Origin of the sequence: Streptomyces caniscabiei (genome assembly GCF_014930365.1) — a bacterium.
Classification (GTDB): Bacteria; Actinomycetota; Actinomycetes; order Streptomycetales; family Streptomycetaceae; genus Streptomyces; species Streptomyces caniscabiei.
The window spans coordinates 91,645-113,761 of sequence record NZ_JABXWI010000016.1; the positions used below are offsets into that span (position 1 = coordinate 91,645).

The 22,117-nt window shown below is 72.8% G+C and carries 23 protein-coding genes; 11 read left to right on the top strand and 12 right to left on the bottom strand.

Going from position 1 to position 22,117, the window contains the following annotated elements:
• Positions 1–49: 49 nt before the first annotated feature.
• The 3 genes from HW837_RS36420 (at position 50) to HW837_RS36430 (ending at position 2,626) form a co-directional block, all read left to right on the top strand.
• Positions 50–259 carry an MbtH family protein gene (locus tag HW837_RS36420; protein WP_045560409.1) on the top strand — a complete coding sequence of 70 codons (210 nt, stop codon included), beginning with the start codon at positions 50–52 and terminating at the stop codon, positions 257–259.
• A gap of 31 nt (positions 260–290) precedes the next feature.
• Positions 291–1,292: a TauD/TfdA family dioxygenase gene (locus HW837_RS36425; RefSeq protein WP_045560410.1), complete on the top strand. Its 1,002-nt coding sequence runs from the start codon at positions 291–293 to the stop codon at positions 1,290–1,292.
• 65 nt (positions 1,293–1,357) lie between these two features.
• Positions 1,358–2,626 carry a diaminobutyrate--2-oxoglutarate transaminase gene (locus HW837_RS36430; RefSeq protein WP_045560411.1) on the top strand — a complete coding sequence of 423 codons (1,269 nt, stop codon included), beginning with the start codon at positions 1,358–1,360 and terminating at the stop codon, positions 2,624–2,626.
• 64 nt (positions 2,627–2,690) lie between these two features.
• On the opposite strand, the gene HW837_RS36435 is transcribed toward HW837_RS36430, so the two are convergent.
• Positions 2,691–3,683, bottom strand: a complete 993-nt coding sequence (locus HW837_RS36435; protein WP_045560534.1) for an aldo/keto reductase — start codon at positions 3,681–3,683, stop codon at positions 2,691–2,693.
• Between the two features lie 224 nt (positions 3,684–3,907).
• Between HW837_RS36435 and HW837_RS36440 the strand changes: the two genes are divergently transcribed.
• On the top strand, positions 3,908–4,693 hold the full coding sequence (locus tag HW837_RS36440; RefSeq protein ID WP_045560535.1) for an SGNH/GDSL hydrolase family protein: 786 nt from the start codon (positions 3,908–3,910) through the stop codon (positions 4,691–4,693).
• Positions 4,694–4,735: 42 nt separating this feature from the next.
• On the opposite strand, the gene HW837_RS36445 is transcribed toward HW837_RS36440, so the two are convergent.
• Complete coding sequence (locus tag HW837_RS36445; protein WP_193381199.1) at positions 4,736–5,311, bottom strand: PadR family transcriptional regulator; 576 nt, start codon at positions 5,309–5,311, stop codon at positions 4,736–4,738.
• A gap of 157 nt (positions 5,312–5,468) precedes the next feature.
• Between HW837_RS36445 and HW837_RS36450 the strand changes: the two genes are divergently transcribed.
• Positions 5,469–5,876: a nuclear transport factor 2 family protein gene (locus HW837_RS36450; RefSeq protein WP_045560413.1), complete on the top strand. Its 408-nt coding sequence runs from the start codon at positions 5,469–5,471 to the stop codon at positions 5,874–5,876.
• A 9-nt stretch (positions 5,877–5,885) separates the two neighbouring features.
• A complete protein-coding gene (locus tag HW837_RS36455; protein ID WP_093789924.1) occupies positions 5,886–6,422 on the top strand; it encodes a hypothetical protein in 537 nt (178 codons plus the stop codon).
• Positions 6,423–6,447: 25 nt separating this feature from the next.
• Here HW837_RS36455 and HW837_RS36460 read toward each other — a convergent pair whose 3' ends face one another.
• Both HW837_RS36460 and HW837_RS36465 read right to left on the bottom strand, forming a co-directional pair.
• Positions 6,448–6,828, bottom strand: a complete 381-nt coding sequence (locus HW837_RS36460) for an antibiotic biosynthesis monooxygenase family protein (RefSeq protein WP_093789923.1) — start codon at positions 6,826–6,828, stop codon at positions 6,448–6,450.
• Between the two features lie 4 nt (positions 6,829–6,832).
• Positions 6,833–7,921 (bottom strand): helix-turn-helix domain-containing protein, encoded by a 1,089-nt coding sequence (locus HW837_RS36465; protein WP_064744299.1) that lies wholly within the window; start codon positions 7,919–7,921, stop codon positions 6,833–6,835.
• 138 nt (positions 7,922–8,059) lie between these two features.
• Between HW837_RS36465 and HW837_RS49725 the strand changes: the two genes are divergently transcribed.
• Positions 8,060–8,182, top strand: a complete 123-nt coding sequence (locus HW837_RS49725; RefSeq protein ID WP_256255028.1) for a hypothetical protein — start codon at positions 8,060–8,062, stop codon at positions 8,180–8,182.
• Positions 8,183–8,203: 21 nt separating this feature from the next.
• On the opposite strand, the gene HW837_RS36470 is transcribed toward HW837_RS49725, so the two are convergent.
• The 6 genes from HW837_RS36470 to HW837_RS36495 all read right to left on the bottom strand — a co-directional run bounded on the left by HW837_RS36470 (position 8,204) and on the right by HW837_RS36495 (position 13,328).
• A complete protein-coding gene (locus tag HW837_RS36470) occupies positions 8,204–9,100 on the bottom strand; it encodes an EamA family transporter (RefSeq protein WP_237270530.1) in 897 nt (298 codons plus the stop codon).
• Positions 9,097–10,182: a potassium transporter TrkA gene (locus HW837_RS36475; RefSeq protein WP_193381200.1), complete on the bottom strand. Its 1,086-nt coding sequence runs from the start codon at positions 10,180–10,182 to the stop codon at positions 9,097–9,099. Before HW837_RS36475 ends, HW837_RS36470 begins: the two co-directional genes overlap by 4 nt.
• Positions 10,183–10,269: 87 nt before the next feature.
• Entirely contained in the window at positions 10,270–10,719 is a 450-nt protein-coding gene (panD, locus tag HW837_RS36480; RefSeq protein WP_045560418.1) for an aspartate 1-decarboxylase, read from the bottom strand.
• Positions 10,720–10,819: 100 nt separating this feature from the next.
• Entirely contained in the window at positions 10,820–12,199 is a 1,380-nt protein-coding gene (locus tag HW837_RS36485; RefSeq protein ID WP_193381201.1) for a DUF6002 family protein, read from the bottom strand.
• Entirely contained in the window at positions 12,196–12,777 is a 582-nt protein-coding gene (locus HW837_RS36490) for a thiamine pyrophosphate-dependent enzyme (protein ID WP_052683030.1), read from the bottom strand. The genes HW837_RS36485 and HW837_RS36490 overlap by 4 nt, the downstream gene beginning before the upstream one ends.
• Entirely contained in the window at positions 12,774–13,328 is a 555-nt protein-coding gene (locus HW837_RS36495; protein WP_093789919.1) for a hypothetical protein, read from the bottom strand. Before HW837_RS36495 ends, HW837_RS36490 begins: the two co-directional genes overlap by 4 nt.
• Positions 13,329–13,739: 411 nt before the next feature.
• On the opposite strand from HW837_RS36495, the gene HW837_RS36500 reads away from it, so the two are divergent.
• Both HW837_RS36500 and HW837_RS36505 read left to right on the top strand, forming a co-directional pair.
• Positions 13,740–14,636 (top strand): alpha/beta fold hydrolase, encoded by an 897-nt coding sequence (locus HW837_RS36500; RefSeq protein ID WP_045560419.1) that lies wholly within the window; start codon positions 13,740–13,742, stop codon positions 14,634–14,636.
• Between the two features lie 108 nt (positions 14,637–14,744).
• A complete protein-coding gene (locus HW837_RS36505) occupies positions 14,745–15,863 on the top strand; it encodes an IS701 family transposase (RefSeq protein WP_052683033.1) in 1,119 nt (372 codons plus the stop codon).
• On the opposite strand, the gene HW837_RS36510 is transcribed toward HW837_RS36505, so the two are convergent.
• On the bottom strand, positions 15,815–17,830 hold the full coding sequence (locus HW837_RS36510) for a helix-turn-helix domain-containing protein (protein WP_256255026.1): 2,016 nt from the start codon (positions 17,828–17,830) through the stop codon (positions 15,815–15,817). The genes HW837_RS36505 and HW837_RS36510 overlap by 49 nt on opposite strands.
• 243 nt (positions 17,831–18,073) lie before the next feature.
• Here HW837_RS36510 and HW837_RS36515 point away from each other — a divergent pair, with 243 nt between their 5' ends.
• Both HW837_RS36515 and pabB read left to right on the top strand, forming a co-directional pair.
• Positions 18,074–18,829, top strand: coding sequence for a methyltransferase domain-containing protein (locus tag HW837_RS36515; protein ID WP_193381202.1), 756 nt, complete (start codon positions 18,074–18,076; stop codon positions 18,827–18,829).
• Positions 18,830–18,862: 33 nt separating this feature from the next.
• Positions 18,863–20,953, top strand: coding sequence for an aminodeoxychorismate synthase component I (gene pabB / locus HW837_RS36520; RefSeq protein WP_045560423.1), 2,091 nt, complete (start codon positions 18,863–18,865; stop codon positions 20,951–20,953).
• On the opposite strand, the gene HW837_RS36525 is transcribed toward pabB, so the two are convergent.
• On the bottom strand, positions 20,937–22,106 hold the full coding sequence (locus tag HW837_RS36525; protein ID WP_052683037.1) for a transaldolase family protein: 1,170 nt from the start codon (positions 22,104–22,106) through the stop codon (positions 20,937–20,939). The two genes, pabB and HW837_RS36525, sit on opposite strands and share 17 nt — an antisense overlap.
• Positions 22,107–22,117 lie beyond the last annotated feature (11 nt).

Consider the following 22,117-nt stretch of genomic DNA (forward strand, 5'->3'; position numbering starts at 1 on the left):
CCGGGAGGCGAAGCGCCTCCCGGGCTCCGGAAAGGAACACCGACCCGCCATGACCAACCCCTTCGAGAACCCCGACGGCACCTACCTGGTCCTGGTCAACGACGAGGGCCGGCACTCGCTGTGGCCCGACTTCACCGCCGTGCCCGCCGGCTGGACCACCGCCTTCGGCCCGGAGAACCGCACCGCCTGCCTGGAGTACGTCGAACGCGAGTGGACCGACCTGCGGCCCAAGAGCCTCGTCCGGGCCATGGGCGAGTGACGCGGACACAGCGGACGAAGGGAACACGCACGTGAGCAGCGTCGAGATGACGCAGGCACCGTACGCCCCGGCGAGCGCCGACGGCACGGTGCGGTACGACGCCCGCACCCTGGCCCGGCTCGGCCATGTGACGGCGGAACTGCTGGACCAGTCCGGCGACCGGGTCGACGATCCGGCCTGGGTGGCCCTCGCCCGGCACGCCTGGGAGGACGTCCCCACCGAAATACGGCGCACCGTACGGGAGTTCCGCAGGCACTCGGGCCCCGACGGCGCCCTCGTCCTGCGGAGGCTCCCCATCGGCGCCGTACGCCTGCCGCCGACCCCGATGGTGAAGGGATCGGTGCAGCGCGTCCCGTCCCTGCCCGCGGCGACCCTGCTGCTGTTCGCGGCCGGGCTCGGCGATCCGGCCGCGTTCGCGGCGGAGAAGTCCGGAGCCCTCGTCCAGGACGTCGTGCCGGTGCCCGGTCAGGAGACGGTCCAGGGCAACGTCGGCTCGGTCGAACTCACCTTCCACACCGAGAACGCCTTCCACCCCCACCGTCCCGACTACGTCATGCTGCTGTGCCTGCGCCCCGACCACGAGGGCACGGCCGAACTGCGCACCAGCTGCGCCCGGCGCGTCCTGCCACTGCTGACCCCCGGCACCCGCGAGGCGCTCGGCAGGCGCGAGTACCTCACCGAGGCGCCGCCGTCCTTCGGACCGGCCGGCGAGGGCACCGCGCACGCCGTGCTCACCGGCGATCCGGACGACCCCGACTGGTGCTTCGACGAGGCGGCCACCAAGGCGGTGACCCACGAGGGCCGGGCCGCCCTCGCCGAACTCGCCGAGGTGGCGCACCGCACGTACACCGGGGTACTGCTGCGCCCCGGCGACCTGGCCGTCGTCGACAACCGGATCACCCTGCACGGCCGTTCGGCGTTCACCCCGCGCTACGACGGTCATGACCGCTGGCTCCAGCGGACGTTCGCCTTCAGCGACCTGCGCCGTTCCCGCGATCACCGTCCTGGTGACGGAACCGTGCTGGTCAAGTGACTCCTCATATGACGTCGGCCCCCGACACGTCACGTGAATCGCCGACATGAAAGGTACGTGCTGACATGACCGAGACCGACCGGCCGCCCCTCACGGTGTTCGAACGTCACGAGTCGAACGTACGCAGCTACTGCCGTGACTTCCCGGTGGTCCTCGCACGCGCCGCCGGACACCACCTCTGGGACACCTCCGGGCGCCGCTACACGGACCTGCTGTGCGGCGCGGGGTCGCTCAACTACGGCCACAACCCGCCCGCGATCGTCGAGCGGGTGGCGGCCTACCTCGCGGCCGGCGGCCCAGTGCAGTCGCTGGACCTGCACACCACGGCCAAGGCCGACTTCCTGGACCGGTTCACCCGCCTCGTCCTTCAGCCGCGCGGTCTCGGCGACCACGTCGTCCAGTTCCCCGGGCCGGCCGGAACGCTCGCCGTCGAGGCCGCGCTGAAGCTGGCCCGCAAGGTCACCGGGCGCACCGAGGTGATCGCGTTCACCGGGGGCTTCCACGGCGCGTCCCTCGGCGCCCTCGCCGCCACGACCTCCCCACTGCTGCGCGGCGCGGCGGGCGTACCGCTGACCGACGTCACGATCCTCCCGTACGGCGACGCGGCCGGGCCCGATCCGTTCGCCGCCCTGGAAGACGCCCTCGGCCCGGGCGCGGCGACGCCCCCGCCCGCCGCGGTCCTGCTGGAGACGGTCCAGGGCGAGGGCGGACTGCACACCGCTCCCCGCGCGTGGCTGGCCCGGATCCGCGAACTCGCCGACGCCACCGGCGCGTTGGTCGTCGTGGACGACATCCAGGCGGGCTGCGGACGTACCGGTACCTTCTTCAGCTTCGAGGACGCCCCCGAACTCCGCCCCGACCTGGTCTGTCTGTCGAAGTCCCTCAGCGGGATGGGGCTGCCGATGGCGGCGCTGCTGATCCGGCGTGACCTCGACCGGTGGGCCCCCGGCGAGCACAACGGCACGTTCCGTGGCAACAACCTCGCCTTCGTGGCGGGCTCCGCGGCACTGGATCACTGGACCGACCCGCACTTCACCGACCACGCCGCCGAACTGACCGCCGCGATCCGCACCAGCCTCGCGAGCATCGTCGACGCCGTCCCGGCGGGTGCCGTCGAAGTCGTCGGCAAGGGAGCGATGAGCGGGCTGCGGTTCCCCGCCTCCGAGACGGCCGAGCGGACCCGGGAGGCGTTGTTCCGGGCCGGCGTCGTCGCCGAGACCTCGGGGTCGGGGCACGTACTGAAGCTGCTGCCGCCCCTGACGATCTCCCTCACCGAGTGGAAGGAGGCGGCGGACGTCGTGGGCGACACCGTCCAGGCACTCGCCACGCAGTAGCCGAGAGCGCCGCCCCCGTCCCGACGACGGGGGCGGCGCCCACGCACGAACGCGCCCGCGACCGCTACCAGGCGAATGCCTCCGGAGACGGTCCCGGTCCGGGGAAGATCTCGTCCAGCCCGGCCAGCAGCTCCTCGCTCAGCTCCAACTCGACGGCACGCAGGGCGGATTCGAGCTGCTCCGCCGTGCGCGGGCCGACGATCGGGCCGGTGACGCCGGGACGGGTGAGCAGCCAGGCCAGGGCGGCCTCGCCGGGCTCCACGCCGTGCTTGTCGAGCAGGTCCTCGTAGGCCTGGATCTTCGCGTGCACCTCAGGGCCCGACATGGCGCCCGCGGCCCGCCCCTCGTCGCGCCGGCCGCCCTTGATCTCCTTCTTCAGGACGCCGCCGAGCGCACCGCCGTGCAGCGGCGACCACGGGATGATGCCGAGGCCGTACTCCTGCGCGGCCGGGATGACCTCCATCTCGGCGCGGCGCTCGTAGAGGTTGTAGAGGCACTGCTCGCTCACGAGGCCGATGGTGCCGCCGCGTCGGGCGGCGGTCTCGTTGGCCTGGGCGATCTTGTACCCGGGGAAGTTGGAGGACCCGACGTAGAGGATCTTGCCCTGCTGGATCAGCACGTCGACGGCCTGCCAGATCTCGTCGAACGGGGTGTCCCGGTCGATGTGGTGGAACTGGTAGACGTCGATGTGGTCGGTCCGCAGCCGCTTGAGCGAGGCGTCCACGGCGCGCCGTATGTTGACCGCCGACAGCTTGTCGTGGTTGGGCCACGCCGCGTCGTCCGCGCCCATGTTTCCGTACACCTTGGTCGCGAGGACGACCTTGTCGCGACGGTCGCCGCCCTTCGCGAACCAGGTGCCGATGATCTCCTCGGTACGGCCCTTGTTCTCGCCCCAGCCGTAGACGTTGGCCGTGTCGACGAAGTTGATGCCCGCGTCCAGCGCCGCGTCCATGATCGCGTGGCTGTCGCCCTCGTCGGTGTGGGGACCGAAGTTCATGGTGCCGAGGACGAGCCGACTGACCTTCAGCCCCGTGCGGCCGAGCTGCGTGTATTTCATGAACCGCACGCTAGTCGCGTGGAGTGCGCTCTAGGCAAGCCACGACTCGCGTTCCACACAGCAGTGACACACCCGGGCCGACGTCGGGGCCCGGCACCCCTGCGCGGCCGGTGAGCCGGTGAGCCGACTGCTATCGTGATAGTCAACGATGCACCTAGGTGCATCGTTGACTATGAGTGTCGGCCGCCACCGTGCCGACGGTGACGACGAGAGGCGGTCCGGCCGTGCCGAGCGGTGCGTATCTGCGTTATGTCGCCCTGGGCGACAGTCAGACCGAGGGGCTCGGGGACGGTGACGACGAGCGCGGTTTGCGGGGCTGGGCGGACCGGCTCGCCGAGCGGCTCGACCGGCACCGTTCCGGCCTGTGCTACGCCAACCTCGCGGTGCGTGGCCGCAAGGCCGAGGAGGTGCGCGCCGGGCAGCTCGCCACGGCACTCGCGATGCGGCCCGACCTCGCCACCGTCGTCGCCGGGGTCAACGACGTGCTGCGCCCCCGCGTCGACCTCGACGAGGTGGCCGGCCATCTGGAGGCGATGTTCGCCGCCCTCACCGCCCAGGGCGCCACGGTCGCGACCCTCACCTTCCCCGACGTGGGGCGCATCACCCCGCTGGCCCGCCCGATCGGCCGCCGGGTGCTCGCGCTCAACGAGCGGGTCCGCGAGGCCGCCGCCCGCCACGGCGTGGTGGTCGCGGAGACGGCCGGGCACCCCGTCGTGACCGACCCACGGCTGTGGAGCCCCGACCGGCTGCACGCGGGCCCGCTGGGGCACGCGCGCATCGCGGCCGCCGTGGCCCAGGCGCTCGACGTGCCCGGCAGCGACGACACCTGGAAGCTTCCCCTGCCCGTCGAGGAGGCCGCTGCCGCCTGGCGGGCCGTAGGCGCCGAGGTGCGCTGGGTGGGCACGTTCCTCGGCCCCTGGATCGGCCGCCGCCTGCGCGGCCGCTCCTCCGGCGACGGCCGTCAGGCCAAGAGACCCACCCTCCTGCCGGTGACCGCGCCGACGGGATAGACGAGCGTGTACGGCACCGCTCCACGCGCGAGCGCGGCCTCGTCAGGTGCGCGAGTCCGGCCCGGCCGCCCGCTGGTCGAGTCGGCGCAGGGCCATGTCCCCCCACTGAAGGTTCTCCCGCTCCAGGGATATCCCGCGCAGCAGCGTCAGATACGGGCCGACGCGTTCGGCCTCGGCGAAGAAGGCCTCCTCGGAGCGCCCGTCGAGCAGACGCCGGCGCAGCTTCTCGTAGTGGGCGAGCTTGATGGTGGCCCACTCCATGCGCTGGGTGACGGCGGCCCGCACCGCCTCGCCGTCGCCGACGTCCACGCACTGCACCTTGACCATCAGCTCGTCCCGGATCACCGCCGGCTTCCCGGGCGGCTCGGCGGTGTAGGCGCGCACGGCCTCGCGCCCGGCCGGGGTCAGTGCGAACAGCCGCTTGTTGGGACGGCGTTCCTGCTCGACGACACGGGCCGTGACCAGCCCTTCGGCCTCCATGCGGTCCAGCTCCCGGTAGAGCTGCTGGGGAGTCGACATCCAGAAGTTGGCGACCGTCGCGTCGAACGCCTTCGCGAGGTCGTATCCGGACGCCTCGCCCTCCAACAGCGCGGCCATCACCGCGTTCCGCAAAGCCATGCGCACACGCTAGCAGCGCTGTGATTAATCAACGACGTGACTGACGGCAGCTGCCGGACATCAGCTCCGTCACCTGTGGACAGAGCCGGTTGCCCCCTCTAGTCTCCTCCTCACTTACTCAATTCCTTGTCTATGACTTTCTGTGAGAGGTGGGTTCATGCACGCCTTCCGTGAGGCCGTGGAGAGCGGGGACATGGAGGCCGTCGCCGCCCTGCTGGCCGACGACGTCGTCTTCACCAGCCCGGTCGCGTTCAAGCCGTACCCGGGCAAGGCGATCACCGCCGCGATCCTGCGCGGTGTGTCCCGCGTCTTCGAGGACTTCCGGTACGTCCGCGAGATCGCCAACCCCGACGGGCGCGACCACGCCTTCGTGTTCACCGCGACCGTCGCCGGAAAGGAGCTCCAGGGCTGCGACTTCCTGCACTTCGACGAGGACGGGAAGATCGACGAGTTCACCGTGATGGTCCGTCCGCTCTCCGCCGCCCAGGCCCTGTCGGAGGCGATGGGCGCCCAGTTCGAGCAGATCGCCCGGGAGGCGGGCGAGGGTGTCAGTGGTCGTTCGTAGGATCTCGGCATGTCCGATGCCTTCACGGTCCTGTGGACCCACGACACGTGCCGTGCCCTGCGCGCGGCGGGGCGCGAGGGTCAGTGCCCGCCTGTCGCGTTCAGCGGTGCCCATTCCTCGCTCCCCGCCTGGTCGGGTGCCCGTCCCGACGACGAGGTGTACGCGCTGCATGTGAACCGGCGCGAGGTGTTCCTGGTGAGCCGCATGCGCGTGGTCGACCGGGAGCGGGGCGGCTGTTGCGGCGCCGCTCCGGCGACCTGGCGGGACTCCGGGTTCTCCGGGCACCACGACTGGGCGGCGCTCGGCGCGGGCGGCTGCGGCGCCGAGGCCGTGCACGTGGACGCCACGCCGGTGCGCTTCGACGTGCCGATACCCGGCGACCTGCTGGGACAGCTGACCTGGCGCAACCGCCGAGGACAGACCAGAGGACTGAAGTACGTGGTGGACGGACGTCTGGAGCGGTCGGTCAGCCTCCAGGGGTTCTACCGGCTCACGCCGGAGTCGGCCGACGACCTCGCGGAGGTTCTCGCCGGCGCCGCCCGCTGACCCGCCCGCCGACCCCGCCCGGGCGTCACCCCGCTGTCGGGCCCCGCGACACCTCAGCTCGTGCGAAGCCGCTGCTCCGCTCCACCTTCGCCACATGCAGGGAGTAGTTCCGGTACCACTCGGCCCGCCCACGCTTCTGTGCCGCCTGGTGCTCCAGATCGGTACGCCACCGGGTCAGCGCGTCGGCGTCACGGAAGTAGCTGACCGTGATGCCGAGCCCGCCGGGGGTCTGCGCATGGTCCATGCCCAGATAGCCGGGGATGTCCTTCACCAACTCCTCCATGCGCGCGTTCGTCTCGGCGTAGCCGTCCTGCTCCAGCGTGCGCACCGTGGTGAACACGGCCACGTAGTAAGGGGGTTCGAAGGCCTCGACGGGCACGACAGCCGCTTCGGGGTGATCGCTCATGGCGCTACCGTACGGCGGAGCGCACTCCTCCGGCGCCCTCGTCGACGCCCGTGCTCCACAGGTCCGTTCGGACCCGAGGCGCCTCCCTGGCCGGCCGGACCGTACGGAAGCTTCTGCGGTAGGCCGACGGGGAGGTGTGCATGATCTTGGTGAAGTGATGCCGGTAGGTCACCGGGGACTCGAAGCCGACGGCCGCCGAGACCTCCTCCACGGAGGCCTGCGAGGTCTCCAGCAGCGGCAGGCTCGCCCGGACCCGCTGCGAGATCAGCCAGCGGATCGGTGAGATCCCCTGGCTCCTCGCGAAGTGCCGCAGATAGCTGCGCTCGGACATCCGTGCCTCCCGGGCCAGCGCGCCCACCGTGATCGGCGCGCCCAGGTTCTTCAGCGCCCAGGCCATGCTCCGCGAGAGCCCGTCGTCCTCGGGTGGGGCCGCCACCGACGCCTCGATGTACTGCGCCTGGTCCCCGTCCCGGTGCGGCTGGATCACCAGGCGGCGGGCCACCGTGTTGGCCAGCTCCGTCCCGAAGTCCTTGCGCACCAGGTGCAGGAAGAGATCCAGGCTGGCGGCGCTGCCCGCGCCGGTCAGGACGTCGCCCTCGTCCACGTACAGCGGATTCGGATCCACCTCCACCAGCGGGTGGCGGGTGCGCAGCAGACCGGCCCACCGCCAGTGCGTGGTGGCCCGCCGGCCGTCGAGCAGCCCGGCCGCCGCCAGCTTGTAGGCGCCGGTGCACGTGGACACGATGCGCGCACCGGCCCGGTGCGCCGCGCGCAGTTCCGCGACGAGCGCGGCGGAGGGCGGCACGTCCAGATCGGCGCTGCTGGGCACGATGACCGTGTGGGCGGTGCGCAGCTGCCGCAGGCCGTACCGCGTGGTCAGCACGGCACCTCCGGCCAGGGGTACGGAGGCGGGCTGCTCCGCGCAGAGCCGCAGCTCGTAGCGTCCGGTCATCAGATCGCTCAGGTACGGGCCGAAGACGGCCGTGGCCATGCCGACCTCGAAGGCGCAGGTCTCGTCCGTCACCAGCACGGCGACCCGGTGGGGAGTGTTCTTCCGCCGCTCCGCCGTCGGCTCTGTCGTCCGTTCCGTCATCTGCCGCTCCTCCCACCGCGTGACTGTCGGAGCCCTTGGCGGAATCTTAGCGAAGAGTGTCATGGCCGCCACTGGTTCGTGTCGGGTGCCCACGCGATCCTTGGTGGTGTCAGCGCGGCACAGAGAGGTGGAGACGCGATGTACGCACTGGGTATCGCCTTCAAGCGCTTCTTCCACGACGTGGTGTACGGCATCGACGCGGCCCATGCGATCCGTCATGGCCTGCGGCCGGCGCCCCCGCCCGCGCACTGGAAGCACTGACCGGCCGGCCGGGCGCCGGAGTCACTCCCGGCCGGGCGCGAGGGTGTTGCCGATGGAGGCGAGCACGACCGCCGCGATCCCGGCGATCTGCCAGGCGGAGACGGCCTGGCCGAGGATCAGCAGCCCGAGGAGCGCGGCGACGGCGGGCTCCAGGCTCATCAGGATCGAGAAGCCCTGCGCCGGCATACGGCGCAGGGCGTCGTTCTGGAGCGAGTAGGACACGACCTCGCACAGCAGGGCGACACCGAGACAGCCCAGGAGCACCCACGGGTCGAGCAGCCGCGTGCCGGACGTGGCCAGGGCCGTGGGCAGCGTCAGGAGGGCGGCCCACGCGGTCGCCACCGTCAGCCAACGCCCGTTGTCGGTCCGGCGGCCGAGGGCCGAGGAGACGAGGATGTAGCCGCCCCAGGTCACCGCCGCCCCGGTGGCGAGCAGCACTCCGGCGGTGCTCACCGGCCCCTTCGTGTCGGCGAGCGCGGTGAGACAGACCCCGACGGCGGCCAGCCCCGCCCACAGCAGCCCGCGTGGCCGCAACGTGGAGAACAGGGCGATGGCCAGCGGGCCGGTGAACTCTATGGTGACGGCCACACCCAACGGCAGCCGGTCGACGGCCGCGTAGAACGCCAGGTGGTGCAGGGCCAGCAGCGTCCCGATGAGCAGGACCAGCCCGAGCGTCGCACGGTCGCGCACCGTGTGCGGGGACACCCGCATGACGACCGCCAGCACCACGGCCGCGAACAGGAGCCGCAGGGCCACCACGCCCGCCACACCGGCGAGGGGGAAGAGCAGCTTGGCGAGGGCGGCGCCCAACTCCAGGGCGACGATGCCGCCGAGCACCATCAGGGTGGGCGGCACCCCCCGCCCCGGCGCGGCGTCCGACATCGCCGTGGGCCGCCTCTCCCGCGGTCCTCCCCTCATGCGGAGGACCGTGACGGCAGGTTCCGCAGCCGTGCCCTCAGCGCGAGCATCCGCGCACACCTCGCTCGTACGTCGGTGACATGGAACGGGCCCAGGAGGTCCGGGAGTTCCTCGTCGGTCTCCGGGTCGCCCTCCGCCGTGAAGCGGACGCCGCCGTCCGGCCCGACCTGGGCGCCGTCCCGTGCGGCCCAGCGCCGGTTGAGCGCCACGGCGCGCTCCCGGGACACGCCCGGGGGCAGGTCGAGGTGGACACGGCCCGAGGAGATCCGCACGGGGTAGCCGCCGGGCAGCCCCGAGGGCCCGGGGAGGTCGGCGCGCGTGTCGCGCCCGTCGAGGAGGTGTCCCAGGAGAAGGGCCGTGGCGTGGCCGCCCACCGCGTTGAGTTCGGATCGCGGTGTGTCGCGCTGGGCGCGCAGCGCCTCGGTGACGTCCGGCACGGCTGTTCCGTCGAGCCAGGCCAGTGCCTCCTCGTCGGGGTGGTCCGGTGTGTGCAGATGCACGTGATGAGCCAGCACGCGCAAGGAGCCCGGCGCTCGCTCCGCGCGCAGGGCGCTCCGCAGCGACGCGGCGATCGTCATGACGTTGCCGGTGCCGCAGAACACCGGGACGCCGAGCGCGTCCAGCACCGGATTGACCGCGTCGGGGAAGCAGGCGTTCACCAGCAGCGCCCCGGGGCTCACTTCGGCGATCGCCTCGCCCAGGGTGAGGGCGTGCACCGCCTGCAGCGGCAGGGTCACCCCGAATCCGGCCCGGGCCACGAGATCGCTCCACGCCGAGGGAGCGCGGGTCCCTTCCCACGGCGACTGGTGCGAGGCGCAGTTGAGGACGACGGCGGGCCGGACGCGTGCCAGCACGGCACGGAACACCTCGGCGGAGTACTCCGGCGCCGGCAGCGCCCGGAACTCCACTCCGGTGCCGCTCAGCGCGGCGCGGGTGTTCGCGACGTAGCAGACCTCCGCCGCGTTGCGCGGTGTGCCCGACAGCAGTGTCACGGTGCATCTCTCGGCGACCGTGGCGAGGGACGAGCAGATCGCCCGGGTGAGCGATCCGACTCCGACGATCAGGATGTCGCGACTGGGCAAGGCAGTTCCTTCGGGGTCGGCCCGCACCTGGGCGGGCGCGGGCCCCGGACCCGCGTCGAACGGGGTCCGGGGCCCGCACGGCGGTCCCTACCGTGCGGCGGGGTGCGGAGCGGAGGGGTGCGGTTCCTTCAGCCGGTCGCCGCGGAAGGTGCCCGTTCCCTCGGGAGCGGCGGCCGGGTCGGTGCCCTCGTGAATGATCTTGTTCGTGCCGTCGACGAACAGGACCCGGGGCTCGTGCGTCTTGGTCTCCTCCTCGGTGACGCTGGCGTACGCCATGATGATCACGAGGTCACCGGGCAGCGCGAGCCGGGTGGTGGGGCCGTTGATCCCGACGACACCGCTGCCGCGGGGGCCCGGGAGGGCGTAGGTCGTCCAGCGCGCCCCGTTGTTGAGGACGACGACGTCCACCTTCTCGTGCGGCAGGATGTCCGCCTTCTCCATGAGGTCCGGATCGAGGGTGATCGAGCCGATGTAGTGCAGGTCCGCCTGGGTCACGGTCGCCCGGTGGATCTTGGACTTCAGCAGTTCACGCTTCACGGGTCGTCAACTCCTTCTTCGGTTCTGGCCTGAGGGGTTCCTCGTCGAACTGGTTCTCGTCGGGCCGGTCTTCGTCGGGCTGCTCCTCGGTGGACCGCTCTCAGCGGGTGGCCTCGGAGACCAGCCGGACCATGTGCGGGGCGTCGGTCACCACCTGCACCTGATCCGGTCGTACGCCTTCGTGCGTGGGCCGGTGGTAGACCCCGGAGCCGTGGACCACGATGTCGTCGAAGTCGTCGGCCAGCTTCCGGTCGACGGCGTTGAAGACCCCGGTGAGCGCCATGACCAGCGACCATTCCCCGAGGGTGCGCGGGTCGTCGGGCAGCTCACAGGCCGTGCCGCGCAGCCGGTGCCGGACCTCGCCGTAGCGGGCCAGGCACTCCTGGAGCGACACGATGACGCCCGAGCCGCCGTGCGCCTTCATCAGCCCGGTCATCTCGGGCGCGGTCGGGGGCTCCTTGGTGTAGAACGTGGGCTCCAGGTTCTCCCGCGCGGACCAGGTGGTCCGGGGGAAGTGGGGCGAGGCGTCCTGCTCCAGCAGTCCGCTGCGGCTGTTGTGCCGGTACTCGACGCGGGGCTCCTCGCCCGTCCGGGCGCGCAGGAAGTGCCGCACCATGTCGCTCGTCTCGGAGTGCTGCACCAGCAGGAAGCCCGGCTGACGCACCGGCAGGCCCAGGCCCGCCAGCAGGTCGAGGCCGCGCTGGTAGCCGAGGAGTCCGTAGGCGCTGGACACCGAGTGGGCGTGCAGCCGGCGGCCGGGGTCGCCACCGAACTCGTACTCGAAGAAGGCCCGGCAGCAGTCCGCGGCCTGGTAGTTGGCGATGTTCAGGGACTGCCAGACCCGCCACGGCCCGCGCCCGGGGGCGGACATGACGCGGGTGAACTCCGCGCCGATCCTCTTCACCGCGGCCGGCTCGGCGCCGTCGTACACCATCAGCGGGTTCAGCCGCCGCAGCTCGTCGGAGTCGAGCAGCGGGTCGTGGCGGAACTTGTAGAGCGTCCCGCGCGGGGTCAGCGTCACGATGCGCAGTTCGTCGGGACCCGCCAGCCCCAGCCGGAGCGCCCGCCCGACCGCGTCCCGCAGGGCGATCGCCTTGTTCCCCGACGACGGCGTGAAGAGCAGGACGGGTTCGCCGGTGCTTCGGATGTGGTGGACGGCCCGCGCCACCATCAGCAGCGAGGCGGGTGTCTTGCCGGTGCGGGTCGCCGGATTCCCCGTCAGATCGAGGAGCGTCAGCCGTTTGTCGCCGTAGTCGTCGAGCCCGGTCCACGAGGCCCGCGCGACGTCGAAGAACTCCTCCCAGGTGTCGCTCAGCTCCGGGTAGTCGAACGCCGGGGCGAAGGCGTCGCCGGACACCGTCTCGCGCAGCCTGTCGGAGACCAGCCGGATCCCGCGGTAGTACCGCACGATCAGACTGTCCGACGAGGTGGTCCGGATCTCCGAGTCGAACATCGCGTCCGACGTGAGGGCGGTCGTCATACCTTCACCTTTCGTGGACCGGTCATCCAGTCGCGGAAGCGCAGGAAGTTGGCCGCGGGATCCACCGTGATCCGCGGACTGCTCCCCGCGGGCGCGGGCTCCGTGGGGATGTACACCAGATGCGGACCGCCGGGGTCGCGTACCAGCTCCGGCAGCCGTCGCCGCAGATCCGCCGGGTCGTCGATCCGTGTGCACGCGCGGTAGCCCATGGTCATGGCCATCAGCGGGATGTCGAAGTCGGCGCTGGAGGAGTCCTGGCCGCCGGTCGACTCGTAGCCGCCGTTGTCGAGGACCAGGTGGAGCAGGTTCTCCGGCCGGTACTGCTTCACGACCAGCAGCGCGCCGGGGTTCATCAGGAAGGCGCCGTCCCCGTCGACCACCACGGTCGTCCGGTCGGTGCGCCGGGCGACTCCGACACCGATCACCGAGGCCATCCCCATGGAACCCGTCATGTACAGGTGATTGGGCGCGTCGCCCACGGCGAAGGCCTCGCGGCAGGTGTAGCCCGTCGTGAACACGAGGGGACTGTCGTGACCGTGGGCGACGACCGTCTCCAGGACGTCCGATCGCCGGGTCACCGGGCCGCGCTCCAGCCGAAGGACTCCGGCGGCACCAGCAGGGCCACGGGCCCCGTCCGGTCGGCGAGCACGGTCTCGAACCACGCCACCGCGCCGCGGTCGCCGTCCGTGCCGAGCATGCGCCACGGCACCCCCAGACGGTCGAGCACGGGCGCGGTGACCTCGCCCATGCCGCGGTTCTCCCGAGTGCCGTCGACGCCGGTGCCGCGCATGCTGACGACCAGTCCGAGCGGCACGTCGAAGGGCTCGACCAGGGACGCCATGACGTTGACCGACTGTCCGAAGCCCGAGTTCTGCATGAGTACGGCGCCACGCCCGCCGGTCAGGGCGGTGCCCACGGCCAGCGCGATGGCGTTGTCCTCCCGGTGGACGTACCGGAACTCCGGATGGCCCTGCTCCAGCCGGCCGAGCAGCGGAGCCAGCACACCGCACGGGGTCGCCGCGCACAGGTCGGGGCACCACGTGGTCAGCACGGACGCGAGGTCCGCGACGGTACGGCCGGGGGAGTCCAGCCGGTCCGGTTCCAGGGGTGTGCTCGTGTTCACTGTCATGTGCCTGCTTTCTCTCGGATCGAGGCGCCGCGCGCCGGTCCCGCACCCGGACCCCGGGGCGGGGCGCGGCGTTGCGAGCGGTGGGAACGCGGCGGTGAGACGGAGAGGGAAGTCCGTGGCGACGTGCCGCACGGGCGACGTCCTCCACGGCACACCAGACTTCCCGTGCCCCGGTGCCCGGGACGAGGTGCGAGGGACACACCCCTGCGGCCCGGTCGTGGTGGTCCCGTCACCACCCCGGCCGGACCCGGGAGCGGGCGGGCGCTCGCACCGGACGACCGGACGGTGACCGGACCACCGCCCCGTGGCCGCGCGGCACGGTCGTCGTCCCGGTGGGAGACTGTTCGCGACGCGCCGGCACCGGACTTCTCCGGTCGCCCATGCCCGACGCGGGCGGGAAGGAAAGGACCGTTGCACGACTGGGAGCTGCCCGAGGTCTTCGCGAGCAGATCGGGGACGGTCCGGTGGAACCGCCTGGGGCCGCGCGACGGTGAGCCCGTCGTGCTGCTGCACGGCACCCCGTTCTCCTCGTACGTGTGGCGGGAGATCGCCTCCGCGCTCGCCGACCGGGGCCACCTGGTGTACGTCTGGGACATGCCCGGCTACGGTGCCTCCGAGAAGACACGGGGCCAGGACGTGTCCCTCGCGGCACAGGGCGAGGTCTTCGCCGAACTGATGGCCGACTGGCGGCTGTCGGAGCCGTCCGTGGTCGCCCACGACTTCGGTGGCTGTGTCTCCCTGCGGGCCCATCTGCTGCACGGCGTCCCCTACCGGCGCCTCGCCCTCGTCGACCCCGTGGCCCTCGCGCCGTGGGGTTCGCCGTTCTTCCGGCTGGTCGGCGAGTACGCGCACGTCTTCGAGCAGCTGCCGCCCGCGCTCCACGGGGCGCTCGTCCGCGAGTACATCGCCTCCGCGAGCCACGCGGGGCTGCGCCCCGAGGCTGCCGTCGCCCTCGCCGGACCCTGGACGGACGGGGCGGGGCAGGCGGCGTTCTACCGTCAGATCGCCCAGGCCGACCAGCGCCACACCGACGAGATCCAGGGCCTGTACCGGGACATCGCCATCCCCGTCACCGTGTGCTGGGGCGAGGAGGACTCCTGGATCCCCGTCGCCAAGGCCCACGAACTGGCGTCACTGATCCCCGGCGCGCGGCTGCGGATCGTCCCCGGCGCGGGCCATCTGGTGCCGCTGGACGCGACCGCGGCGCTGCTCGACGCACTCGTCGCCTTCCTCGCCGGGGACGACCCGGACGAGCAGGCCCCGGGTGGTGGCCCGGCCACCGCCCCGCCGTCCGATCGGCGCGGTTGAGGGGCCCTTGACCCGTGCCGGGTGGTGGCCCGGTCACCACGGGCGGGCGGCAGTGATGTGTTCCTCCCACCTCGTCCTCGGCACCGGGGACGAGAAGCCTGGTGTGCCATGGAAGACATCGCCACCCAGCTGTGCGCCGTCCTGTTCACCGAGTTCCGCCGCTACGACCAGCGCATCCGGGCACGGCAGTACGTCGACGGGCTGCTGAGCGCCGACGGACGCAAGTCCGTCGCCAACATCGCGTCGGCCGTCGGAGCGCCCCGCGACACCCGGCGGCTGCACCACTTCGTCAGCGGCTCGCGGTGGGAGTGGACCGCGCTGAGCCGGGCCCTCACCGGTTTCCTGGAGACGACGGGACCCGCGTCCGCCTGGGTGCTGAAACCGGTGTCGATCCGCAAGACCGGCGAACACAGTGTGGGGGTGGGCCGGCACTTCTCGCCGGACACCCGTCAGCTCGTGCACGGCCAGCAGGCGTACGGGATGTGGTTCGTCTCCCCACGGGTGACGGCGCCGGTCGGCTGGCGCCTGCGGCTGACCGGCCGGTGGCGCGACGAGGCGGTGCCGGACGCCGGTCCGCCCGGCGCCGTCGCCGGACTCCTGGACGACGTGCGCCGCTGGGGCGATCCGCTGCGGCCCGCGCTGCTCGACGTGCGCGGCGACCCCGAGGAGGAGCGTCTCGTGGCACGGCGGTTGAGGGAGGGACATCCGCTGGTGACGCGGATCGGCACAGGGGTGAGGGTCGCGGCGGACCGTCCGGCGCCGGGAGGGCGCGGCCGGTGCGTCGCCCCCGCGCACCGGGTCCTCGACAGGGCGCTGCGGCTACGGCCCGCCCGGCCGGTCACGGGGGCCGGTCGGCCGGCGACGTGGTTCGTGACCGCCCGGGTGCGCCTGGCCGGGCAGGGGCCGGACAGCGGCCCGCTCACCGCCCTCGGTGTCTGGCACGATCCGCGCCGGCCGCCCTCGCAGATGTGGCTGACCAATGTGCGCGGCCTCTCCGGGCCCGCGTTCCTGAACCTCACCCGGCTCACCGCAGGCGTCGAGCAGGGCTGGCGCACCCGAGGCGAGGCGGTGGGGCTGCGGGACTTCGAGGGCCGGTCGCTGGAGGGCTGGCACCGCCACATGGCCCTGGCGTCCTGCGCGTACGCGATCTCCGCGCTGAGGTCGGTGGACGCCGCCGGTCAGTCGGTGTACGGCGAGGGACCGGTGGTGTGCGGTCTGTCGGCCTGAGCGGACGGCTCCGCCGTCCGTCCGGTCCGCCGCTGGTGGCGCAGCACGTGGTTCGTCCGGTGGAGTCGCAGCGCCAGCTGCACGTCGAGCGCCTTCGCCGGCTTCGACCAGTCCGCGCCGAGGAGTTCGGCCACCCGTTCCAGGCGCCGGGAGACGGTGTTGGGGTGCACGTGCAGCAGTTCCGCCGCGTTGGTCGGGCTGCCGCTCGCGGCGAAGAACGCGTCCAGCGTTCGCGTCAGATCCGTCAGCCGCTGTGCGTCGTAGTCGAGCACGGGCCCGATCGTCGCGTCGACGAAGGCGGCCACGTCGCGGTCGTCCGAGAGCAGCACACCGAGAAAGCCCAGGTCCGCCGCCGACGCGCTGGCCCCCACGTTGCCGAGCGCGACGAGCGCCTCCATGCAGCGCATGGCCTCCTGATGGGCCTTGCGCACCCGGCCCAGGCCCCGGACCGGTCCGCCCGCGCCCACGGTGGCCGGCTGCCCCAGCAGACCGTCCAGCTGCTCGGAGACCGAGCGGGCGAACTCTCCCGCGCCCCAGTCGGGGTCGGGTGCGGCCGACATCGGCAGCAGCAGGGAGACACATCCGCTCTGGATGCTGCGGAGCCCGCCCACGCGATGCGCGTACGAGGCCGCCCAGCTGGCGGCGCGGCCCGCGGTACCGCCCTCGGGGCGCACCACCACCACGGCGAACGACTGTTCGTGCGCGATGCCCAGTCGGCTCGCCCGCAGTTCGAGCTGCTTCAGCGGCCGTCGCTCCAGGGCCAGGAGGTCGTCGAACAGCTCGTCGCGGAAGGGGCTCGCCGCTGTCGCCTCGCTGCGCTGCACCTGGAGCAGCACGGCGACGGCCTGTGCCGCCAGGCGCATACGGTGTGTACCGGCGTCGTTCAGCGGCCGCCGGGGGTGCAGCAGCAGGACCGCGAGTTCCTCGCTGCCGGCCATGACCGGCGCGGCCCACACGCCCGCTCCGCCGCCGTTCGCGCGCTGGGGGCCGAGGGCGGCGGCGGTCTGGACGGCGGCCCGTGCCTCGTCCTCGTCGATCGTGGGCATCGTGCCGACGGCCGCGAGAGAGCGGTGTTCCATGTCCCGGACGAGTACGGACCCGCCCAGGACCTCGGCCACCTCGGTGGCCAAGGTCTGCAGACCGCCGCCCGCCAGCGCGAGGTCGACCAGTCTGCTGTGCGTCTCTCCGAGGCGCCGGACGTCGGAGAGGCCGGCGACGTCCGCGTGACTGCGCTCCAGGGCGCGGGTCTTGTCTATGGCCACGGCCGCCAGGCCGCCGAGCGAACTCATCAGGGCGACGTCGTTGACGCTGAAGTGGCGTACGTTGCGGTCGGCCGCGTACAGCACGCCGAAGGTGTTGCCGCCGACCGACAGGGGAGCGGCGATGATCGCCCGGATCCCCTCCGCGCGCACCACCTCGTCGAGGACGCCGGTGTGCCGGAAGCTGTCGTCCGAGAGGTAGTCGGGGGTCCAGATGGGGACGCCCTTCTCGGTGGCCGCCCGGCCGAGACCCGACTCGTCGGGCACCCGGTAGCCGACGGTGAGGGCGGAGGCGTGTCCGTCCGCGCTCTGCACGAAACTCCCGTTCCCGCCGTCGTCGTGGAAGCTTATGTATGACATATCCATGCCAAGCAGACCGCGGGTGCGCCGGGTGACGGTCTCCATGAGGGTGTCGAGCTCGTAGGGCAGCGTCAGATCCCGTGCCGTGTCGACCAGCGCGGACAGCTCCGCCTCCCGCTGCTGACGGCGGGCGAACAGCGAGTGCACCTGGAGCGCCAGGCTCTCGGCCCGCTCCAGCCGCAGGACGGCCTCACGGTCCGGCCTCGGGTCGCGGCGGCCGAAATCCCGCACGAGGTCCCGTACCTGCGCGGGAGGGGCCTCCGCCGCGAGGAGTTCGAGGACGCAGAGCATGTGCGCGGCCTCGTCCGGTCGACCGTCCTCGGATGTCGGTAACTCGTCTGCGCCCACGCACTCCCCCAACCGCACCGGATCCGCCCGTTCTGCCCACGGCGGTGTGCCTGCCGTCCCGGCTGAGGCCGCCCCCGCGCACTCGCACGCCTGCCCCGCATGTGGCGCACCCAACCCTGTGGCCGTGCCACCACCGAGGCGGCCGGGGCTGTCGCTCGATCACCTTCCGGGGCGCGGGGCCCATCGAGAAAGGTGTGGGGAGATCGGCTCGCCGGAACACCCCACACCTCGCTGGAGGCCTCGATGTCGGACGTCCGCAGTCACCTCAAGTCCCTCGAACGCAGCCGCCGCTCGCTGACCCGGCCGGACCGGCCCCGGGAGTTCACCCTCCTCGGCCGGCGCTGGGACCTGCTCGGCGAGGTCTTCGCCCCCCTCTACTCGCCCTCGACCCGCATCGGCGCCGAGTTCCTCGGGCCGACCGGCACCGCCCCGCACCGGCCGCCCGCCTCACTGCTGGAGATCGGCTGCGGCGCCGGCGTCATCGCCGTCCAGGCGGCACTCGCCGGCTGGGGCCGCGTCGTCGCGACGGACATCAACGAGCGGGCCGTGGAGAACACCCGCCTCAACGCGGAACGGCACCAGGTCACCGACCGGGTCACCGCGCTGCACAGCGACCTGTTCTCGGCCCTCGACCCCGGCGCCCGGTTCGACCGGATCTTCTGGAGCTCCAACTACGTGATGGCGCCGCCCGACTACACCTACCGCACCGTCCACGAGCAGGCCTACGTCGATCCCGGCTACCGCACGCACGGCAGGTACCTGGCCGAGGTCCTGCACCGTCTGACCGACGACGGGGTCGCCCTCCTGCACTTCAGCGACCGGGGGGACCTCGGCGCCCTGTGCCAGATCGCCGCCGGATGCGGCCGGGAGCTGCGCACGCTCAGGACCCGCACCGTCCACGAGGGACCCGACCCGGTGGAGCACATGCTGCTGGAGATACACCCCGCCAGGGAACGCGGGGCGCGGACCGGAGCGGGTCTCGACCTCGTCCACGCCTGACTCCACCGTCCACGGGAAGGGTCCCGCCCCGGTATGCGCACACTGCTCGTCGACAACCACGACTCCTTCACCTACAACCTCTTCCACCACCTGGCCGAACTCGGCGGCCGCGAACCGACCGTAGTCGAGAACGACGACCCGCACTGGCGGGCCGCCCACCTCGCGGCCTACGACGCCGTCGTCCTCTCGCCCGGCCCCGGACACCCGGGCCGCGCGGGCGACTTCGGCATCTGCCGCGAGATCGTCGACACCGCCCGCGTCCCCCTCCTGGGCGTGTGTCTGGGCCACCAGGGCATCGCCGTGGCGGGCGGGGGAGCGGTGGGCCGGGCACCGGAGCCGCGCCACGGCCGCGCCTCACCCGTCCTCCACACGGGCCGCGAACTCTTCGCCGGTCTGCCGCACCCCTTCGACGCCGTGCGGTACCACTCCCTCGCCGTCCACACCCTCCCCGCCGCCCTCGAAGCGACGGCCTGGACCCCCGACGGCACCCTCATGGGGCTGCGCCACCGGCACCGGCCCCTGTGGGGAGTGCAGTTCCACCCGGAGTCCATCGGCACGCCGTACGGCCGACGGCTCCTGCGCAACTTCCTGGAGCGGGGCGGCACTCCGCGCCGCAGGCCCGCGTCCGCACCCGCGGCGAAGCGGCCCGAGAAGTCACCACGAAGCCGACTGACCGTCCACACACGGCAGTTGACGACCCGTTGGCACGAGGAGGTGGTCTTCGAGGACCTCTACGGGGCCGCCACCCACGCGTTCTGGCTCGACAGCAGCCGCACCGACGACGACCTCGGCCGCTTCTCCTTCATGGGTGACGGGTCCGGCCCGCTCGCGCGCGTAGCCACCGCCGACGTGCACAGCCGGACGGTCCGCGTCACCGCGCGGGACGGACTGCGGCTGGTCACGGGAGACTTCCTCGACTGGCTCGACCAGGACCTGCGCTCGATTCGGGTCGACGCCCCGGACCTGCCCTTCGACTTCGCCCTCGGCTGGGTCGGCAGCCTGGGCTACGAGCTGGGGACGGAGTCCGGCGGCCGACCGACCCACCAGTCCGCCGAACCGGACGCGACCATGCTGTTCGCGGACCGCGCCGTGGCGTTCGACCACCACACCGGCACCACCCATCTGCTGGCCCTGGCGGAGGACGGCGCCACGTCGGCCGCGACCACCTGGCTCGACACGACCACCGCCCGCCTGACCCGCCTGGCGGGCCGGGAGCTCGCACCGGCGCCCGCCGCACCCGGGCGGCCCGCCCCGATCACCCTGCGCCACGACCGGGACGCCTACCTGGAACTGATCCGGCGCTGCCAGGAACAGATCGCCGCGGGCGAGTCGTACGAGATCTGCCTCACCAACATGGCCGAGGCACACGTCGCGCTGGACCCCTGGCAGGGCTACCGCCGACTGCGCCGGATCAGCCCCGGCGCCCACGGCTCCCTGCTGCGGTTCGGCGACCTGTCCGTGCTGAGCAGCTCGCCGGAACGCTTCCTGCGGGTGAGGGCCGACGGCACGGCCGAGTCCAGACCCATCAAGGGCACCCGCCCACGCGGCAGCACCCCCGCCCACGACCGCGCCCTCGCCGAGGAACTGCGCGCGGACGAGAAGGAACGCGCCGAGAACCTGATGATCGTCGACCTGGTCCGCAACGACCTCGGCCGGGTGTGCGAGATCGGCTCCGTCACGGCGTCCGAGGTCTTCACCGTGGAGACCCACGCCACCGTGCACCAACTGGTCAGCACCGTACGCGGCACGCTGCGGGCGGACAGCGGCGCGGTCCACTGCGTGCGCGCGGCGTTCCCCGGCGGCTCCATGACCGGCGCCCCGAAGGAACGGACCATGCGGATCATCGACGAACTGGAAGGCGGGGCACGCGGTGTCTACTCGGGCGCGATCGGCTACTTCTCCCTGCTCGGCACCGCGGACCTGTCCATCGTGATCCGTACCGCCGTCGTCACACCGGACCGGGTGCGGTACGGCATCGGCGGGGCGATCACCGCGCTGTCGGACCCCGAGGCCGAGTTCGAGGAGACGGCGGTGAAGGCCGCCCCGCTGCTCGCGCTGGTCGGCGGGGAGTTCCCCGGCCGACGGCCGGCGCTCACGGAGGCGGGCCTCACAGGTACGCCCTGACGCACGGCGCGTCCCGTACGGCGTCGACCAGTTCCGCACGGTCCCGCACCCGCTCCCGCAGCCGGAGCCGGTCCAGCTCCGCGCCCAGACGGGACAGGTCGACGCCCCGTCGCCGCAGCGCGGAGAGCGTGTCGTGGGCCGCCGGTGCCTCCCCGGACAGGGAGTCGCCGCGCGGCCTCGCACGGCGGGCCGTCTCCGCCACGGCACGGGGAGACAGCAGATGGGTCGTCCGCCAGGCGACGATCTCCTCCACATGACGCACGCCGACGGCCCGCTCGCCCGGATCCACGTCGTCGCCCCACCTCGCGCCGGACCAGACGAGCCGCTGCGGGCGGGCGCCGGCGCCGCGCAGGGTGCGCCAGCGGCCGGAGTCGAGCTCGCGCTCATGGAGGTCGTAGGCGGCACGGGCCAGCGCGAGTGCCGTGCGGCCGCGCGGACCGGCGGCCTCCCGCGGGTCGTCCGGTGCGCCGAGCCGCCGGTCCACCGCGGCCTCCACCGCCGCCACGTCCAGTGCCGCCACACAGGCCCCCCGGACCGCGAGCCCGGCGCGGTGCGCCCGCTCCAGGCCCTCCCAGCCGGCATGGAGGACCGCCCCGTAGCGCTCCACCGAGTGCAGGGGAGCCACGTAGACCCCGATGCCCTCGGCCACGCACGCGCGCACCACGTCCAGCCCCGCGTCGGTCGCGGCGACGGTCACCAGCAGGTTCGGACGGTTGACCGCCAGGGCGAGGGCGCGCACCTCCTCCAACGCGGACGGGCCGTCGTCCGCCAGCCGCGCGTCGAGTTCCGCGCAGACCCAGCCGTCGAGGCCCTCGGCGGCCGCGTGCACGGGGGCGAGAACGTCGCACGCCCAGCGCGCGTCGTACGCGGACAGGGCGCGCACGATCACCTCCGGCGAGGCGCGGCGCCGGGCGAGGAGGCCCAGCTGTTCGAGGTACGCGTGGTGCCCGCGCCGCCGAAGCTCACGCGTCATCGCCGACGCGGACAGCACCACCCCGGTGATGTACGCGTCGGTGACCCATGCCCGCAGCGAGCCGTCCGCCAGCTCGGGCCGGCCCACTCCCGCGAGCCACACGGACACCCCCTCCGCGGCGAGGCTCCGCAGCACCGAGCCGTCCCCGGGGACCTCGCCGACACGGCGTTCGTCTCCCATCGGGTCTCCCG

What these genes read in the sequence shown, in the direction of transcription:
- HW837_RS36420 (WP_045560409.1), top strand. Translation starts at nt 50, where the DNA reads ATGACCAACCCCTTCGAGAACCCCGACGGCACCTACCTGGTCCTGGTC.
- HW837_RS36430 (WP_045560411.1), top strand. Translation starts at nt 1,358, where the DNA reads ATGACCGAGACCGACCGGCCGCCCCTCACGGTGTTCGAACGTCACGAG.
- HW837_RS36435 (WP_045560534.1), bottom strand. Translation starts at nt 3,683, where the DNA reads ATGAAATACACGCAGCTCGGCCGCACGGGGCTGAAGGTCAGTCGGCTC.
- HW837_RS36445 (WP_193381199.1), bottom strand. Translation starts at nt 5,311, where the DNA reads ATGGCTTTGCGGAACGCGGTGATGGCCGCGCTGTTGGAGGGCGAGGCG.
- HW837_RS36450 (WP_045560413.1), top strand. Translation starts at nt 5,469, where the DNA reads ATGCACGCCTTCCGTGAGGCCGTGGAGAGCGGGGACATGGAGGCCGTC.
- HW837_RS36455 (WP_093789924.1), top strand. Translation starts at nt 5,886, where the DNA reads ATGTCCGATGCCTTCACGGTCCTGTGGACCCACGACACGTGCCGTGCC.
- HW837_RS36460 (WP_093789923.1), bottom strand. Translation starts at nt 6,828, where the DNA reads ATGAGCGATCACCCCGAAGCGGCTGTCGTGCCCGTCGAGGCCTTCGAA.
- HW837_RS36465 (WP_064744299.1), bottom strand. Translation starts at nt 7,921, where the DNA reads ATGACGGAACGGACGACAGAGCCGACGGCGGAGCGGCGGAAGAACACT.
- HW837_RS49725 (WP_256255028.1), top strand. Translation starts at nt 8,060, where the DNA reads ATGTACGCACTGGGTATCGCCTTCAAGCGCTTCTTCCACGACGTGGTG.
- HW837_RS36470 (WP_237270530.1), bottom strand. Translation starts at nt 9,100, where the DNA reads ATGAGGGGAGGACCGCGGGAGAGGCGGCCCACGGCGATGTCGGACGCC.
- HW837_RS36485 (WP_193381201.1), bottom strand. Translation starts at nt 12,199, where the DNA reads ATGACGACCGCCCTCACGTCGGACGCGATGTTCGACTCGGAGATCCGG.
- HW837_RS36495 (WP_093789919.1), bottom strand. Translation starts at nt 13,328, where the DNA reads ATGACAGTGAACACGAGCACACCCCTGGAACCGGACCGGCTGGACTCC.
- HW837_RS36505 (WP_052683033.1), top strand. Translation starts at nt 14,745, where the DNA reads ATGGAAGACATCGCCACCCAGCTGTGCGCCGTCCTGTTCACCGAGTTC.
- HW837_RS36515 (WP_193381202.1), top strand. Translation starts at nt 18,074, where the DNA reads ATGTCGGACGTCCGCAGTCACCTCAAGTCCCTCGAACGCAGCCGCCGC.
- pabB (WP_045560423.1), top strand. Translation starts at nt 18,863, where the DNA reads ATGCGCACACTGCTCGTCGACAACCACGACTCCTTCACCTACAACCTC.
- HW837_RS36525 (WP_052683037.1), bottom strand. Translation starts at nt 22,106, where the DNA reads ATGGGAGACGAACGCCGTGTCGGCGAGGTCCCCGGGGACGGCTCGGTG.